Below are 17,104 nucleotides of genomic sequence, written 5' to 3'. Positions count from 1 at the left end.
GTGATGACTTTCATCAAGAAGGAAGCTTGACTGAAGACACGGTTTGTGTTTCTACTTCTTCCTCCTTCGAGTTTACGCTTTCTCTAGCAGCTTCTACAAACTGAGACACGCGAATTGGGTCAATGGGTTCCGTTATTCGCCCGTGTCGTTTTAGGGAACTAGCGACGATCGCCCCATCGGCAGCTTGCATCAGTTTACCGATGTTGTCACAATCTGCGCCACTACCAATGAAAACTGGGGTTCCTTTGGCAGCCGCCACTGCTAGCTCTAAATCTTCTAAGTTCGGTGGGCTACCTGTTGCCCAACCCGATAAAATTACGCCATCGGCTAAACCTCGCTCGATTGTCTCTTGTACTGCTGTAGTCAGATTTGGCGAGCCGAGGGGACGGGCGTGTTTTACCAGCACGTCTGCTAAAATCTGGACATTGCTGCCTAATTCCCGACGATAACGCATTAATTGATGAGCGTTACCTTCAATTAAACCTCCATCGGTTGCCATCACCCCAGTGAGGACGTTTACTCGAATAAATTGAGCCTCAACGCAACTGGCGATCGCGAGCGCACTTTTGGCGTCATTTCTTAAAACATTGATCCCCACTGGTAACATCACTAAATTCATTAAACGCTGCACGATCAGCGTCATCGCACTTACTACTGCTGGGTCTACTTCGTCTTTGACAAAAGGCGCATCAAAAAAATTTTCGACGATAATACCATCTACGCCTCCCGCCGCTAATGCTGTTGCTTCCATTTGCGCCCTATCCATTACTGCTTTGAGGGAACCTCCCCAACGAGCAGAACTTGGCAACGGCAACAAATGCACAACGCCAATAATCGGATTCGGTGTTTTGAAAATTTGTTCTAAATCCACGCTTTCACATTAACCTGAACGCACCGCCAATACAATCTGCCGCTACCCTCTTTACTCATTCGGTGATGAGATGAAGATCGAAAAGCGGCGCTGTTGGTTACAATTTTATCGATTAGCGCGATCTCCATTACCAGTTAGTAGTTATTAGTTACCAATTATTATTTATCTCTTGACATATACTATTATATATGGTATATGCTTATTTTTTTGAGTTATAGCTAACGGAAAACCGAACGAGTAAAAACTAACCCATTGGTGAAATTTTTCTTTACAATAAAGAACGACTAGAGCCAATAACTCTGAAAATAGCAAAAAAGATAATTATCGGCGCTCGGAACTAGCGTCGTTAGGCGTAGATGGCAAAACCTATACTGACAAATTTGATTGATAAATAAAAGAATGGGCAAAAAGCCAACAATTGCACTTTCTCACTTAGGTTGTGAAAAAAACCGTGTTGATTCCGAACATATATTAGGTCTGCTAGCACAGGCAGGCTATCAGATAGATACGAATGAAGAATTAGCAGATTATGTAGTCGTCAATACCTGTAGTTTTATCCAAGCAGCGCGAGAAGAATCGGTTCGGACTTTGGTAGAACTAGCAGAAGCCAAGAAAAAGATTATTATCGCAGGCTGTATGGTTCAGCACTTCCCCGAAGAATTGCTTGAGGAGTTACCTGAAGCAGTAGCAGTCGTGGGCAGCAGCGATTACAATAAAATAGTCCAGGTAATTGAGCGGGTGGAGACGGGAGAACGAGTTAAAGAAGTTTCCCCAGAACCTACCTACATAGCTGACGAGACAACTCCCCGCTATCGCACTACAACCGAAGGGGTAGCTTATTTACGGGTAGCCGAAGGATGTGATTACGGCTGTGCCTTTTGTATTATTCCCCATCTGCGGGGCAAACAGCGATCGCGTTCGATTGAGTCGCTCGTTACCGAAGCCGAAGAACTTGCCGCCCAAGGGGTTCAAGAATTAATTCTCATCTCGCAAATTACCACCAATTACGGTCTCGATCTGTACGGAAAACCGAAACTAGCCGAACTGCTACGGGCATTAGGCAAAATAGACATTCCCTGGATTAGAATCCATTACGCCTATCCCACCGGGCTAACACCAGAAGTAATTTCAGCGATCGAAGAAACCCCTAACGTGCTGCCCTACCTGGATTTGCCCCTGCAACACTCTCACCCAGAAATTCTGCGAGCCATGAACCGTCCTTGGCAAGGACAGGTAAACGATCGTATTATAGAGAGAATTAAAGAGGCGCTCCCGGACGCAGTGATGCGAACAACATTAATCGTCGGATTTCCGGGCGAGACAGAAAAGCATTTTCAACATCTGGTAGAATTTGTCCAGCGTCACGAATTTGACCACGTAGGCGTATTTACCTTTTCGAGAGAAGAAGGAACGGAAGCTTACGACCTCCCCAACCAAGTTCCCCAAGAGGTAATGGACGAGCGTCGCTCGATTGTGATGGAAATCCAACAACCAATATCAGCTAAGAAAAATCAAGGATCGGTAGGAAAAATAGTAGATGTCTTAATCGAACAAGAAAATTACCATAGCCAAGAATTAATCGGTCGTTCAGCACGCTTTGCCCCAGAGGTAGACGGACTGGTGTTTGTAGAAGGTGAAGCAACGCTCGGAGCGATCGCGCAAGTAGAAATTACTGATGCCGATATTTACGACCTTTACGGTCGCGTAAAAACGAGCGCAAGCTTGTCGTCAGATTAGTTAGCTCCACTAAGAGCAAAAAATTAGTCAATCAACCGGAAACAGGCATCAGCGAGATAACTACCTCAACACAAGTTAGGCACTAACTGTACACAGGCAAACGAACAACCAAGAACAAAATATGACAATTACATTCCAAAGTCTGGGCATTTCTGACTCTCGTTGCGAGCAACTTGAAAAACTGGGCTTCCAATCTCCGACAACAATCCAAGCTCAGGCAATTCCCGAATTACTTAAAGGTCGCGATGTGGTCGGACAATCCCAGACAGGTACTGGAAAAACGGCGGCTTTTTCGCTGCCAATTTTAGAACGGATTGACATAAAAAATAAGGCAGTACAAGCGTTGATTTTAACGCCAACACGAGAATTGGCACAGCAAGTAGCTGCCGCAATTAAAGAGTTTTCCTGGGAACGCAGACTTTATGTGTTAACAGTTTGTGGTGGTCAATCGATCGATCGCCAAATCCGCAGTTTGGACAAGGGAGTTCAAATTGTAGTTGGTACTCCTGGACGAGTTCTCGATTTACTCGATCGCAAAAAACTGGATTTAAGTCAGGTTGAGTGGGCAGTTTTAGATGAATCCGATGAAATGTTGAGCATGGGTTTCATCGATGATGTGAAGAAGATTTTGTCCCAAGCACCCACACAACGCCAAACAGCTTGTTTTTCAGCGACAATGCCGCGCGAAATTCGCGATTTGGTGAAGCAGTTTTTGGACAATCCGGTAACGGTGACGGTGGATCAACCTCAAGCTGCACCTGCGAAAATTGAGCAAAAAGTCTATATGGTTCCTCGCGGTTGGACGAAGATGAAAGCTTTACAACCGATTTTGACGATTGAAGATCCAGAAGCAGCTTTGATTTTCGTGCGGACTCGTCGTTCGGCATCGGAAATTACTAGTAGGTTACAAGCCGCAGGTCATAGTGTGGATGAATACCACGGGGATCTTTCTCAAAATCAACGGGAACGCTTAGTACAGCGTTTTCGTGATGGTCAAGTACGCTGGGTAGTGGCTACGGATATTGCGGCACGGGGTTTGGATGTGGAACACTTGAGCCACGTAATAAACTTTGACTTGCCGGATAATAGCGAAACTTATATTCATCGGATCGGTCGTACAGGTCGCGCAGGTAAGACAGGAACGGCAATTTCTTTGATTCAGCCTGTAGACCGTCGGATGTTGCGGCAAATCGAACGCCGAGTACGTCAAAGCCTGGTCGTCCGCAAAATTCCTACTCGTGCAGAAGTTGAAGCACAACGCATTGACAAACTGCAAGCTCAGGTGAAAGAAGTGTTAATGGGCGAACGGATGGCTTCTTTCTTGCCAATCGTGCGTCAGTTAAGCGATGAATACGATCCCCATGCGATCGCTGCCGCCGCTTTACAGATGGTTTACGATTCTAGCTGTCCTGATTGGATGAATGGTGATTGGGAAGTGCCAAAAGTAGAACGACCCAAAATTCGCAAACGCAAGTCAAATTCTCGCTCAGAAAAGTCGGTAACGGCTAACCGCTCGCGATAAAGGGTAAGCTGGGGATTGGTGATTGGTGCCAAACACTTGTCTAAAATCCCCGCTCAAGTTGGTTTGTTCTCTTGAACTTCGAGCCGACGATCGCAAGCGCTTAGCTTAATCTGTAAGAAGCCAAGACTGTAATCGATGATGAGCTTGTTGGAGAACTTAACTCTGCTGGGATCGGATTGACCCCAACCTGGTAAACTAAGAAGAACTAATAGTTATCTCAACGAGCAGGAAGTCTCCTGCTAAAAAAATTAGATTTATTTATTGAAAATTAAACGAGGCTTGTGGCTTTGAGGCTATCTGCGGCTAACTTATCTGAACCAAAGCAAAATACCAGCAAGCGTTGGCTGGGCTTAATTGAGGCTTATCGCCCTTATTTGCCAGTGAGCGAGTCTACTCCGGTGGTAACGCTGTTAGAAGGAAATACGCCTTTGATCCCCGTACCCGCGATCGCTGCTGAAATTGGTCGTGGTGTAGAGGTGGCGGTTAAATTTGACGGTTTAAACCCTACCGGAAGTTTTAAAGACCGAGGTATGACAATGGCGATCTCGAAAGCCAAAGAAGCCGGAGCAAAGGCGGTGATTTGCGCTTCTACGGGGAATACTTCCGCCGCCGCCGCTGCTTATGCTCGTCGTGCGGGAATGCGAGCTTTTGTGTTGATCCCTGATGGTTATGTGGCTTTGGGGAAGTTGGCGCAAGCTTTACTTTATGGGGCGGAAGTAATCGCAATTGAAGGTAATTTTGACGATTGTTTAGAAATAGTCCGGGAACTGGCGGAAACTCATCCGGTAACTTTGGTCAATTCGGTTAATCCTTATCGCCTCGAAGGACAAAAAACCGCCGCTTTTGAAGTTGTTGATGCTTTGGGCGATGCTCCTGATTGGTTGTGTATTCCCGTTGGCAATGCGGGGAATATCACAGCATATTGGATGGGCTTTTGTCAATATCAGCAAGTAGGAAAAAGTAGCAAATTACCGAAAATGATGGGTTTTCAAGCCGCAGGTGCAGCCCCATTGATTAGCGGTAAGCCAGTTGCATCTCCTCAGACGATCGCCACAGCAATTAGAATTGGTAATCCCGCGAATTGGGAAAAAGCAAGATCGGTTTCTGAAGCTAGTCAAGGTGAGTTTCATGCTGTCACCGATGAAGAAATTTTAGACGCTTATCGGCTACTCGCCTCAGAAGAAGGTATTTTCTGCGAACCCGCATCCGCCGCATCCGTAGCTGGTTTACTGAAAGTAAAAGAGCGAGTACCCAGTGGTGCAAATGTGGTGTGTGTGTTGACGGGGAATGGATTAAAAGATCCCGATACAGCAATCAAACACAGTAAAAGTCAGCTTAATGCAGGAGTTAAGGCAAATTCAGCCGCCGTAGCCAAGATTATGGGATTTTAGGTGACTGGGGACTGGGGACTGGGGACTGGGGACTGGGGACTGGGGACTGGGGACTGGGGACTGGGGACTGGGGACTGGGGACTGGGGACTGGGGACTGGGGACTGGGGACTGGGGACTGGGGACTGGGGATTAGGAAAACTTTGCTGCAAATTCCTCCTTGTCTCCCTTGTCTTCCCCCTCCTCCTCTTCCCCCTCCTCCTCTTCCCCCTCCCCCTCTTCCCCCAATCCCCAATCCCTAATTACTCCTGATTCCTTTGGTGAGAAAACCGATCGATCGTGTCACCAATAACCGCAGTCAAACTTTGGCGAGTTTGCTCGTGACTTTCCTGTTCTAATTTTAAAGCTTGAGCGAGGTTATCGCGTTCGGCGATCGCCTCAATTAATTTTTGCTTGAGTTCGTCAACCGTTTGTAACTGAGAAACTTCCTCTTCAATCTCAGTCATTTTCTCAGTCTGCTCAGTTTTCAAACGTAAGCTTCTAGTTTGCAAATCTTTAATTTCCGCTTTTAAGCGTTTAATTTCCTGCTGAGCGAGTTTCGCTTCAGTGCGGCGTTGTTGGGCTTCATCTGAGTAGCGCCGTCGCCAATTAGCTGCACTCTCGTCAGCCTGGCTAAGATCGTTTTGTAACTGGGCTATTTGCTCTCTCAAAGCCCGAATTTCAGCCAACCACTGTACTACCTCTTGACTCATTTTATCTCGCTCCTAGCTTATTTTAGCCCGCCAAAATTCCTGATGGTCTAGTTGGGAAACTGACTAAGAGATTGGTGTAAAGTTGGAAAATCTGGCAAGCTGGGCATATAACAGATTATCGCCAAAATTAGGGGATTATGCGACCCGTTCACTTTTGTGGTTTTTTTAGACATTTTAACTGGAGGACGCTGAAAAAAACGTTCTCCCGGGCTACGGAAAGGCGCTTATCAGGCTTATCTGCGGAAATGGCGTACAATGCTACGTTAGCTTTATTTCCGGCAATTTTGGCGATCGTCACCGCAGTCGGTTTGTTTGAAGATTCGTTACAGTTTACACTGCGCGAGAAAGTCAGCGAATATCGAGAAATAGTACCAGATTTAGCATGGCAATTACTCAGGGATTTTGTTGAAAGTATTACCCAAAGAAAAAATAAAAGTTTATTTTCTATTAGTTTTGTTGCTGCTATTTGGATTTCGTCGGGGGCGCTAAGTGTTGCAATGAATGCTCTCGATCAAATTCATCAAATTCCGCGTAAAGTAAGGCGACCATATTGGAAAGCGAAATTAATTTCGATTATTCTCACAATGGCAGCGATCGCGCTTTTGGTAGTAGCTTCTTTTTTAGTATTTATTAGCGATCTGCTGATGGAAGCAATTCTGGCACCAAATGTCACTTCTTTATTATTAGGAATTTGGCATCTAATTAGGTGGCCCGTGGCTTTAGCGATCGTCGCTTTAACTTTTGCTTTTATTTATCGTTTTGGTGTCAGTAGTTGGGAAGAGGGAAGACCGATTTTACCAGGAGCAATGTTAGCTGCATTTTCTTGGGCAGGATTGTCAGCTTTGTTTCGGCTTTATGTGGCTAATTTTGCTAATTATAATAAAATTTATGGGGCAGTTGGTGCAGTAATTGTTTTAATGGTTTGGCTACACATGAGTTCTTTGGTAATGTTAATTGGCGACCAACTTAATGCAGTTGTTGGGGAAGAAATGGATAAAAAAGCGAAAAGATTAGCTGCTATTCAAGCCGAAGAACAAATGAAAAGATCGTAAACTCTAAAATTTAATTAAAAATTAAGATTAAGTTGCGTAAAATAGAATTTTTTAGTGATTTTGTCAGCAAAAAGTTTAAAATTAAGCTAAAAAAAAGAAAAGCTGTTTTAACAATTGCGGATTAGTATTTCTGATCGATCAAGCCGAAATTAGGGAAGTGTTCAAGTCTTCAATTTTAGTAAATTCGCGTTAATTTGAATAAACTTTCACAAAAAGCTTCTTAAAGTCTTGTTCTTTTGATAACTCAAAATATTAATTAGGAATCGAGATAATTGTCTTCAACATGGGAATAGTTAATTCAGTTTCTAAGCGAAAAGTTTAAGATAAAACTAAGAAAAAGTAAAGTAACTTTAACGATCGCTGATTAGTATTTCTGATTGATCAAGCCAAAAATAGCCGGAAAAATTAGTAACTTGACTTGTTTATTCCTGTCTGGTAAAGTTAACCTTCGATTTGCATCTACTTACTGTTAATACCACATAAATTTCTTAAGAAAATTTTTATTTTTAGCTTTAGTTTTCTGTTTTATATTAGCTATGGTCAAAAATCACCACTTTTGAGAGGAAATGCCACTATGAGACAGATTTCCGCCTTTATCGATCGGAACGGAAATAAGCAATGGGGTACACCAGATATTTGCTCATCACGTAAAATTAGTGAGGGAACATACCTTATTGAGTTTCAGCAACCATTTTCTCAGAATCCAGTAGCGACAGCTACTATTTATGGTTCTCCTTGGCAAACCTTCAATATCTCAGTTGCGATTATTGAGGTCTCTCCATATCATTGTATATATTTAACATCAACTCCAGATCGTCCAGTCGATTGTGGCACGATGGTAATGATTATGGGCGAAGAATAAAAGGTTTGTGGAAAAATTTGAAACAGAATTTCAAGACAGTTGTGTGTTTCAACTTATTAAAGACCAAGAATAAATTGGAACTGTACTCGAAAAAACTTTAGTAAATAATTAGGAGGATAAAAATGTTAAGTCCTGAAGATCGAGCAAATTTCAAAGAGGTAGGAAAACAAGTAAAAGAAGGAGGCTTTCCCCCCTTCGTGCCGACTGATGTATTGCGTCGTAGCGTGTATGAGGAATCAAATTATGCGTTCTTTGATTTCATGAATATGATTAGTTTGAATGATGATGGTCGAATTGATGAGACAGAAGCTAAGTTATTAGCATGGTCTCGTAGTATGTCTTTAAACCTTACTGAGGATGATATCTGGGAGGCTGAAGGATTGATCCACGAAGGATTTTTTAGTTCGTAATTTCTGGGAAGTTTAGTAACTTGAAAAAAAAAATAAAGTTAACGATTAATAGTGCGCAAGCTATTCTCAATTTGGGAATAGTTTTTTGTTTGCAAACTGTAAAATATTGATTTATATAGATACATTGAATTTCAGTTTCTATAAGGTGATGAGTTCTAGCAAACTTTAGAAAGGACTATAAATTACGGAGAAATATAAGCCTTGTTCTTGTAAAGTTCGATCGCTTGATTCCACCTTGATTAAAGGAATGCCATAATCTAAACGGGCGCTAAGTTGGTCGTGCCAATTTACTTGTAAACCTAAACCAATTCCTAATAATGAATTTGGGTCGGGATCGAGTTTTTCGCCGTTATTCCAAGCGATACCAAAGTCGAGAAAAGGAACAATTTGCACTACTCCTTCATTCCTAGCAAAACGCAAAACTGGATAGCGTAATTCCGTGGAGGCGAACCAACCACTATCAGCTAAAATTAAGTCTTGACGGTAGCCGCGAACGCTTTGGAAACCACCTAAGCCAAATTGTTCTAAAGGTACGATCGCTCTGGACGCTAATTGTAGATCGGAACGAATGAGAAATAAAGTATCTGGGGCTAAAAGATGAATATATTGGGTTTGTCCTCGCCAGGAGAAAAAGCGACTGTCGGGGGGTTCTTCGTTAATTGTCGAGTTAAATAAATCTAGTCCAATGTTAAATTGGGAACGAATTGCTAAGACCGATCGCGGACTGCGTTGGCTATATTCTTGAAAGATACTTAATGTGGAAATTTTCGTTTTTCCTTCGTCATCTGACCCGGCGGAGAGAGGAAAATTGACTCCTAAAAGTTCGGTTTCGCTTTCCTGACGCGAGGCGGTGATTCCTAATGCAAATTCTCGCGTGGGAGTAAGAATGACGGGTTGGCGAAAGGTAAATTCATAGTAGCGCGAGTCGCCAGTGATGTCGATGCGATCGAATGGGGGTTCGACAACTTCGGTGTCGGTGAAGCCACCTGCGAGAATGATTTTGCCGTTCCGAGCATTCACTGGGATGCTGTAGCTGAAGTCGTAGGCGTTGCTACCGTCGGTGTTGGTGTAGGAAGCAAAGAAGCGATCGCCAATTCCCAACAAATTCCCTTCAGTTAATCTTACACCTCGGCGCACGCTACCTACACTGGGCGCGCGACTATTATCCACAAATGTTTCTAATTTAAATGAGTCTGCTTCGGTTACTCTCACTGAAAGTAAACTTAATTCTGGACGAGAACCTGCGGCTAATTCTGCGGATAAGTTTTCAATTAATGGATCGAATTGTAACAGTTGTAAGGCTGATAATAAACTTTCTCTATTTAAAGGTTTTGCGGTTGCTGCTGCTAAACGACTGCGAATATAACTGGAGTTGAGGCGATTGGTTCCGGTTATTTCTATTTCCTCGATTCCTCCTTCGATAATTTCAATTGTAACTGTTGCTTGTTCGGGGTTTAATGTTTGCTCGGCAGGAATAAATGCGCCTGAATTGAGATATCCTGCTTGGGTATAAAGGTCGTTAATTTTTGCTTCGGCTTGCAGTAATTCGGCGAATGTTAGAGGTTTGTTGGTAAAATCTGCTAAAACTGCGGCTAATTCTTCGTCACTAAAGGCTGTATTGCCGACAAATTCAAATTGAGTTACGGTTATTGTTCCCGGAATTTCGGGACGAATTTCTGGAACTGTTGGGATAGGAGTTGTAGGTTCGAGGGGTTCTTCTCTTGGTGTTGGTAATGTTGGTGTGGGTTGTTCGGGCGTTCTGGGGGGAACTGGGTTAGGAAGTTGCGTTATTGTAATTGGGTAGCTGAATGTTTCTGGTGAGATTTCTAGTTCTACCAGTTTAATTGAGTTATATTCGTCTGCGATCGCGTCTTCTTTGTTTCCTATTTTCCAGGCTTCGGCTGCGACTTTTCCACCACTACCGAAAAACGCGATCGCGATCAAGGCAATCGACCAACGGTGTCTAAACATTTGCACCAACACCGCTCCTTTTCTTAGCAATATTTACGAGTAATAACTTTAGCACAATTTGGATTTATTGGCAATTAAATTTATTATTTCTTTGCCAGATTTTCTCCGTAAGCTAGTAACTATAAAAAATATTTTCTTCAACTGCGAAATAAAGCAAATTTAGCCAACTAAAAGCATTGTGAACAGTTGCTAAAATTTCAGTGCATTATTATTAAGTTGCTACTTATTGGTTTTGATTTTACTTTAATTACAATTGAGCGAAAAAGTGGATATATCTTGCTAACGAAGTATTGACAATAAAGATTTAGTGTGCATAGAGATGGGTAGCGATCGCTGCTACTAACAGTGAAACTCGACAAAGGAAAAAACTTCTCGATCCACTTTCGGCAGATTGTGGTATAAATTGCCTAGATTGACGTTAATAGCGAACAGTTAATAGTTGTCACGTAGCCGCATTTACCAGTTATCAGTTAGCAGTTAGCAGTTATCAGTTATCAGTTTTCAGTAAAGATTCGAGACAAGAAGCAATTAGCGAATAAACTTTTCACTGTTTACTGATAATTGAACCCAATCCCCAGTCCCTAATTCCCAATCAACAATGAAACTAATTATCCAAATTCCTTGCTATAACGAGGAAACTTCCCTAGGGATAACCTTACAAGAATTACCGAGACAGTTACCCGGTATAGATGTTATTGAGTGGTTAGTTATTGACGACGGTAGTAGCGATCGCACAGTCGAGGTTGCTAAAGCTTATGGTGTAGATCGTATTATCAGTTTTCCCTCAAATCAAGGACTAGCAAAAGCATTTATGGCTGGATTAGAAGCTTCTTTGCAAGCTGGTGCGGATATAATTGTTAATACCGATGCCGATAATCAATATTGTGCTGACGATATTCCCACATTAATTAAACCTATTCTCCACCAACAAGCCGAAATTGTCATTGGTGCCAGACCCATCCAAAAAATTCGTCATTTTTCCCCAATTAAAAAGTTACTGCAAAAATTAGGTAGTTGGGTAGTTCGCCTCGCTAGTAATACTAAAATACCAGATGCGCCAAGCGGATTTCGCGCTTTTAGTCGAGAAGCCGCAATGCAAGTTAATGTTTTCAATAGCTACACTTATACTTTAGAAACTATTATTCAAGCAGGACAAAAAGGAATTGCGATAACCTCCGTACCAATTCGAGTTAATCCGATGTTACGGAAATCGCGCCTAGTTAAAAGTATACCCTCATACGTCCGGCGATCGCTATTTACCATCCTCCGCATCTTTATGCTTTACAAACCGATGCGGTTTTTCTTTATTTTAGGCAGCATACCTTTTAGTTTAGGCTTTTTATTAGGCATACGTTGGCTAATTTATTTCTTCCTCGGTACCGAAAGAACTCGCATTCCTAGTTTAATCCTTACTGCCATCCTCATTTTAATCGGTTTTCAGCTTTGGATGTTTGGTTTAGTCGCCGATTTAATGGCAGCAAACAGACGACTTTTGGAAGATATTCAATTGCGTCTGCGTCGTCAAAATGCTGATGATAATCAAAACAAACTGGTATGATAAAAAACTTATTTGCTAAAACAGCACTTGCTCAGATACCTAACATTTTAACTCTCATGGATCGCAATCCGCACAGTCCTACTTATGGTTGTTGCGATCGCACTTTTTGGCAGTACAAACTTATTGATTTTCCTAGTGGAATGTCTCAAGAGTTTGTCTTACCTCTCGCCCTAGCTTACAATACAAATCTCCCCGATAATCCTTTTTATCAACAACAAATAATCCCTCAATGGGTAGAAGCAGGAATACTTTACGCCGCCTATAGTTCTCATGAAAATGGTTCTTGCGATGACTATTTTCCTTTTGAAAGGGCTGGCGGTGCAGCAGCTTTTTCTCTACTAGCTTGCATAGACAGTTATACTGAATTAGAATTGAATAACCAAACGGCGATCGATTTTTTTATTACCCGCGCAAATTGGTTAGCAAATCATCATGAAACTGGACGATTAACTAATCATCAAGCTTTAATTGTCCTTTGTTTAGAACTACTTTCCAAACAATTACAAACCACTCAATGGGATCGTCAAAAAAGCTTACGTTTAGAAAGAATCTTAGACTGGCAAAATCCTGAAGGTTGGTTTCAAGAATACGAAGGCTGCGATCCTGGTTATCATACTTTAACTATTTCTTGTTTAGCACGAATTTACGAACTAACTCAAGATCTGAGAATCAAAGAAGCCTTAATCAAAGCCGTAGATTTAGCCGCAGAATTTATTCATCCAGATGGTTCTTATGGGGGAGAATATAGTAGTCGCAATACTTATAATTTCTTTCCCCACGGCTTTGAATTAGTCGGGAAATGGTATCCCCCAGCTTTAGCAATTAACGATCGCTTTTTAATCGGACTTAGTAACAATCTTGCACCTTGTTACGCTGACGATCGCATAATTGGACATCATACCTGGAATTATCTCCTTGCGTGGCGTGATTTTATCCCCAATCGACCGGAAATTTCTCCTCGTCCCGATTGTCGCATCTGGTTGCAAGAAGCGCAACTACTTATCGATCGCCGCGACAATATTGAATTATACTTAGCTTTGAATAAAGGTGGCGTTTTCAAACTCTTTCGCAACCAAAAATTAGTAGCTTCTGATACGCAATTTTCTCTGGTAGTACGAGAAAAGGGAAAACTCAAAAATGCCGTTGCTCATTTAATTGATAACTATACCGTAAATGTGTCAGCAAACGAAATCTCGATTCGAGGTGAATTGGGTTGGGCTAAACAAACTCAAATGACACCAATCAAGTTAATAATTTTGCGCGTCGTGATGCTTAGTTTTGGGCGTTTTTTCCCAAATTTGATTCGCAAAATCTTGCAAAAAATCTTAATTACTGGTAAACAAAAAGCACCGTTTCAATTTCACCGTTTATTGCGTTGGGAAAATAATCAATGGATAGTCAAAGACGAACTCGTTTCACAAAATTGGCAAAATGTCAAGAGTGTAAAAATTGGCGGCGATCAAACTTCAATTTATGTAGTCATGAGTCGCACTTTTCAACTTGGTCAATTACAACCTTGGCTCGATCTTACCTCAAAAGTCAAACAACTTGCTCCCAGACAATCTTTACAATTACAACGTAAGTTATAATTTTAGCGCTGATTGCCACAAATAGCTGAAATTTATCTTAATTATTTCCCAAAAAAGATGATTTTTGTAATTAAAACACCAACAATTTTAGCTAGTATCATTACCGGGTTATCTCTCTTCTCACCTTTCCCAGAAAATCAAAGCTTTTTTCTTAGCCCAGCCTCTGCTACTCAAACTAAGCAAATTATCGCCCAAACATCAACTATAACTGAAAGGGAAATTGAAGAGATAATTGCTGAATTAACTCAAGCGGCGAATAATCAAAACTTAGCGGAAATTAGTAAATATCTTGCACCAGAAATTACCATCGAAATGTCGCTGCGATCGCCGACAGGTTCACAAAACTTTATTTTCAATCGAGACGAGTATCTTTTCTATCTCGGAGAATCTTTTAAAACGACAAAAAATTATCAGCAAACTTACGATAATCTAGAGATTAAAGTATCTCCCAATGGTAAAACAGCCTTAGCCACTTTAAATGTTACCGAAACGGGAATTGTCGATGAATTAAAGATTTTTAGTACTTCCGAAGAAACAATTCTCTTTGAAATAATTAACGATCGAATTCTCATCACTTCAGTAACGGCAAATTCCAATTTAGAAGTCAGATAAAAGTTAATGAAACGTTTAATTTCTTTGGCAGTTAGCTTGGTAATTCTCGCAATAATTTATGGTAAAATTGACTTCCAAGGCTTAATTGAAGTCTTAGAAAACTGTAACTTATGGTGGTTGCTAATTAGTTTGGGAATGGTAATTCCGTTAACTACATTTACCGCTTGGCGATTGCAACAATTAATGCCGAAAAAGGCGAGATTAGGTTTTGGTGAAGCCAATCGCTTAATCCTCGCAGCTAGCGTATTAAACATGATTTTGCCTTCCAAAATGGGCGACATTGCTAAAGCTTATTTTCTGAAGCAAAGGGGACATTTAGCAGGTGGTTTAGCTTTATCGCTGGTAGTCTTTGAAAAAGCTTGCGATTTACTTTCTTTATTGCTGTGGTGTGCTTTTGGTTTGCTATTATATCCCCAAAAAGATTGGTTATTTTGGTTGATGACTGCTTGTGTCGCTGGCGGTTTTATAGTTGGGGTATTATTACTAAGTTATCGCTCTTTCGCCGATGTATTCTTTTTGGTAGCAAGAAGTATTGCACCCCAGAAAAGTTTGCGGTTAAAATTACAAAAATTGCAATCTTCTTGGCGAGAAATGCACGCTTATTTCTGGCGCGACAAAAAGCAGTTATTGAAAGTGAGTTTAACCTCGATTTTTATTTGGTTTTTACATTTACTTCAAATTTGGTTATTTATTCTCACCTTAAATGCTTGGACTCCTTTTCTAGCTAATTTAGCCCTTTCTCCTCTAGCAATTTTAGCAGGTTTGTTGCCTTTAACTTTTGCTGGTGTCGGGACTCGCGATGCGGCTTTAATTGCTTTTTACGAACCTTATTTTGCAGCAACCACGGCTGCGGCTTTGGGAATACTTTGTACTTCTCGTTATCTGCTACCTGCGATTGGTGGTTTGCCTTTTTTAGGGCAATATTTACCAAGGTTGCGTCAGTTGAAATCTAAGTAATTATTAGCTGAAAAAGTGTTATAATGCTGCCAATTAGTAAAGATGCTAGCATTAGTCGAATAAATGGCGATCGCGCAATTACATCAGTTTTTCATTAAACCGACAACTAAACTATCTCATCCGCGCGCAATTTTTTGGTTGAGTTTGAGCTTGACATTCGCAGCTATTTATGCAATCTTAGCCTTACAAAAAGCTTTTAGTAGTGAATATGTAGTTCAAGATGATGCGAGACAGCACGTTTTTTGGATGTTACGCTTTCTCGATTCAGAATTATTTCCTCACGATCTAATTGCCGATTATTTTCAGTCGGTAGCTCCGGCAGGTTATACTCTTTTGTATCGTTTAGCAGCCGAATTGGGGATAAATCCTCTGTGGTTGAATAAAATTTTACCGCTAATTTTAGGTTTAATTACTACCAGTTATTGTTTTGCCCTTTGTCTGGAAATGTTACCCATACCCATGACGGGTTTTATTGCTAGTTTGCTATTCAATCAAACAATTTGGTATAAAGACGATCTGATTTCCGGTACGCCAAGAGCATTTATCTATCCTTTATTGTTCGCCTTTTTATATTATTTAGCAAGAAATTCTTTACTACCTTGTTTAGTCGCGATCGCACTTTTGGATTTATTCTATCCTCAAGGAGTTTTCTTAGCTGCTGGTTTGTTATTCCTACGCTTGCTAAAATCCGGTTGGCGGCGAAATTGGCGCGAAAATAAAATTTATTGGTGGGGATTAGTAGTTGCTTTCCTGGTCATGTTACCTTATGCTTTAGCTAGCTCAGATTTTGCCCCTGTAGTTACTGTCGCCCAAGCAAAACAAATGCCAGAATTTCTTGACGATGGGCGATCGGAATTTTTTCACGACAATGCTTGGTATTTTTACATTTCCGGAGGGCGTAGCGGGATGTTTCCGCGATCGCTATTTACACCTGTAACTTTGCTTGTAGGTTTATTCTTACCTGTTTTAGTTAAATTTTCCGCTAAATTTCCCCTTGTCAAGCAGCTTAAATCCCCAATTTTGCTCTTACCGCAACTGCTGCTAGCATCAGTAGGAATGTTTATTCTCGCCCATATTTTTCTCTTCAAATTGCATCTTCCCGGACGCTATACTGGTTATACTTTTCGGATTATTATTGCCTTAGCTACGGGAATCGCTTTGACAATTATTCTTGATAGAATTCTACTTTGGGCGCAAACAAAAGCGAAAAATTCTCAATTAAGAATCGCGATCGCATTTATCTTTACTTTCTTCCTCGGAATTAGCTTAATTTTCTATACCAACACTAGCAACGATTTTCCAATTACCAAATATAAAACAGGCGAATTTCCCGGATTATACACCTACTTACAACAGCAACCCAAAGATATTCTCATCGCCTCCCTTGCCAACGAAGCCGACAACATTCCCAGCTTTGCTCAAAGATCGATTTTAGTAAGTCGTGAATACGCAATTCCCTACCATTTAGGCTACTACAATCAATACCGTCAGCGAGTAATCGACTTAATTAAAGCTCATTATAGTACCAACTGGGACGAAATAGCAGCTTTCATAGAAAAATATAACATCGACTTTTGGGTTATTGATGACTCAGCATTTACAGCCGAATTTTTACGCGATCGCAACTGGATCGAACAATATAAACCAATAACTCAGCAAACCATAAATCGCCTTCAAAAAGGAGAAACACCTTTATTAGCAAAATTACAATCTTCTTGCGCAGTTTTCACTGAAGATAATTTAACAGTAATCGACAGCAAATGTATCCTCAAATACAGACAAAATTAATTTTCTTCATTGCTAATTAACATGATGGCGCGCAGTTTATTAAGAATAGAAAAAACTTCGTAAAAGGGCGAATCCAAACCATATATTTAACCAA

14 protein-coding genes are annotated in these 17,104 nt (G+C 41.2%); 11 read left to right on the top strand and 3 right to left on the bottom strand.

Annotated features, from left to right (window positions below):
• Positions 1 to 13 precede the first annotated feature (13 nt).
• On the bottom strand, positions 14 to 871 hold the full coding sequence (btpA, locus tag G3T18_RS14230; protein ID WP_224411226.1) for a photosystem I biogenesis protein BtpA: 858 nt from the start codon (positions 869 to 871) through the stop codon (positions 14 to 16).
• A 399-nt stretch (positions 872 to 1,270) separates the two neighbouring features.
• On the opposite strand from btpA, the gene rimO reads away from it, so the two are divergent.
• The 3 genes from rimO (at position 1,271) to thrC (ending at position 5,521) form a co-directional block, all read left to right on the top strand.
• Positions 1,271 to 2,608: a 30S ribosomal protein S12 methylthiotransferase RimO gene (rimO, locus tag G3T18_RS14225; RefSeq protein WP_224411225.1), complete on the top strand. Its 1,338-nt coding sequence runs from the start codon at positions 1,271 to 1,273 to the stop codon at positions 2,606 to 2,608.
• 121 nt (positions 2,609 to 2,729) lie between these two features.
• Positions 2,730 to 4,130 (top strand): DEAD/DEAH box helicase, encoded by a 1,401-nt coding sequence (locus G3T18_RS14220; protein ID WP_224411224.1) that lies wholly within the window; start codon positions 2,730 to 2,732, stop codon positions 4,128 to 4,130.
• Between the two features lie 281 nt (positions 4,131 to 4,411).
• On the top strand, positions 4,412 to 5,521 hold the full coding sequence (thrC, locus tag G3T18_RS14215; RefSeq protein WP_224411223.1) for a threonine synthase: 1,110 nt from the start codon (positions 4,412 to 4,414) through the stop codon (positions 5,519 to 5,521).
• A gap of 240 nt (positions 5,522 to 5,761) precedes the next feature.
• Here thrC and G3T18_RS14210 read toward each other — a convergent pair whose 3' ends face one another.
• On the bottom strand, positions 5,762 to 6,211 hold the full coding sequence (locus tag G3T18_RS14210; RefSeq protein ID WP_224411222.1) for a hypothetical protein: 450 nt from the start codon (positions 6,209 to 6,211) through the stop codon (positions 5,762 to 5,764).
• Positions 6,212 to 6,348: 137 nt separating this feature from the next.
• On the opposite strand from G3T18_RS14210, the gene G3T18_RS14205 reads away from it, so the two are divergent.
• The 3 genes from G3T18_RS14205 to G3T18_RS14195 all read left to right on the top strand — a co-directional run bounded on the left by G3T18_RS14205 (position 6,349) and on the right by G3T18_RS14195 (position 8,535).
• The gene (locus G3T18_RS14205; protein WP_224411221.1) at positions 6,349 to 7,263 is read left to right on the top strand and encodes a YihY/virulence factor BrkB family protein; all 915 of its coding nucleotides are present in this window, start codon (positions 6,349 to 6,351) and stop codon (positions 7,261 to 7,263) included.
• 574 nt (positions 7,264 to 7,837) lie between these two features.
• A complete protein-coding gene (locus G3T18_RS14200) occupies positions 7,838 to 8,125 on the top strand; it encodes a hypothetical protein (protein WP_224411220.1) in 288 nt (95 codons plus the stop codon).
• A gap of 122 nt (positions 8,126 to 8,247) precedes the next feature.
• Positions 8,248 to 8,535, top strand: coding sequence for a hypothetical protein (locus G3T18_RS14195; RefSeq protein ID WP_224411219.1), 288 nt, complete (start codon positions 8,248 to 8,250; stop codon positions 8,533 to 8,535).
• 165 nt (positions 8,536 to 8,700) lie between these two features.
• On the opposite strand, the gene G3T18_RS14190 is transcribed toward G3T18_RS14195, so the two are convergent.
• Complete coding sequence (locus tag G3T18_RS14190) at positions 8,701 to 10,506, bottom strand: ShlB/FhaC/HecB family hemolysin secretion/activation protein (RefSeq protein WP_263480419.1); 1,806 nt, start codon at positions 10,504 to 10,506, stop codon at positions 8,701 to 8,703.
• A gap of 598 nt (positions 10,507 to 11,104) precedes the next feature.
• Here G3T18_RS14190 and G3T18_RS14185 point away from each other — a divergent pair.
• From G3T18_RS14185 to G3T18_RS14165, 5 genes are all read left to right on the top strand, one after another.
• On the top strand, positions 11,105 to 12,064 hold the full coding sequence (locus G3T18_RS14185; RefSeq protein WP_224411218.1) for a glycosyltransferase family 2 protein: 960 nt from the start codon (positions 11,105 to 11,107) through the stop codon (positions 12,062 to 12,064).
• Entirely contained in the window at positions 12,061 to 13,653 is a 1,593-nt protein-coding gene (locus G3T18_RS14180; RefSeq protein WP_224411217.1) for a hypothetical protein, read from the top strand. Before G3T18_RS14185 ends, G3T18_RS14180 begins: the two co-directional genes overlap by 4 nt.
• A 57-nt stretch (positions 13,654 to 13,710) precedes the next feature.
• The gene (locus G3T18_RS14175) at positions 13,711 to 14,265 is read left to right on the top strand and encodes a hypothetical protein (RefSeq protein WP_224411216.1); all 555 of its coding nucleotides are present in this window, start codon (positions 13,711 to 13,713) and stop codon (positions 14,263 to 14,265) included.
• A gap of 6 nt (positions 14,266 to 14,271) precedes the next feature.
• Positions 14,272 to 15,222, top strand: coding sequence for a lysylphosphatidylglycerol synthase transmembrane domain-containing protein (locus G3T18_RS14170; protein WP_224411215.1), 951 nt, complete (start codon positions 14,272 to 14,274; stop codon positions 15,220 to 15,222).
• A gap of 63 nt (positions 15,223 to 15,285) precedes the next feature.
• The gene (locus G3T18_RS14165; RefSeq protein WP_224411214.1) at positions 15,286 to 17,010 is read left to right on the top strand and encodes a glycosyltransferase family protein; all 1,725 of its coding nucleotides are present in this window, start codon (positions 15,286 to 15,288) and stop codon (positions 17,008 to 17,010) included.
• Positions 17,011 to 17,104: the final 94 nt, after the last annotated feature.

It is taken from the genome of Oscillatoria salina IIICB1, from assembly GCF_020144665.1.
Lineage (GTDB): Bacteria > Cyanobacteriota > Cyanobacteriia > Cyanobacteriales > SIO1D9 > IIICB1.
The sequence above is the reverse complement of the archived record's forward strand: the minus strand, read 5'-3'. Positions and strand labels throughout refer to the sequence as shown.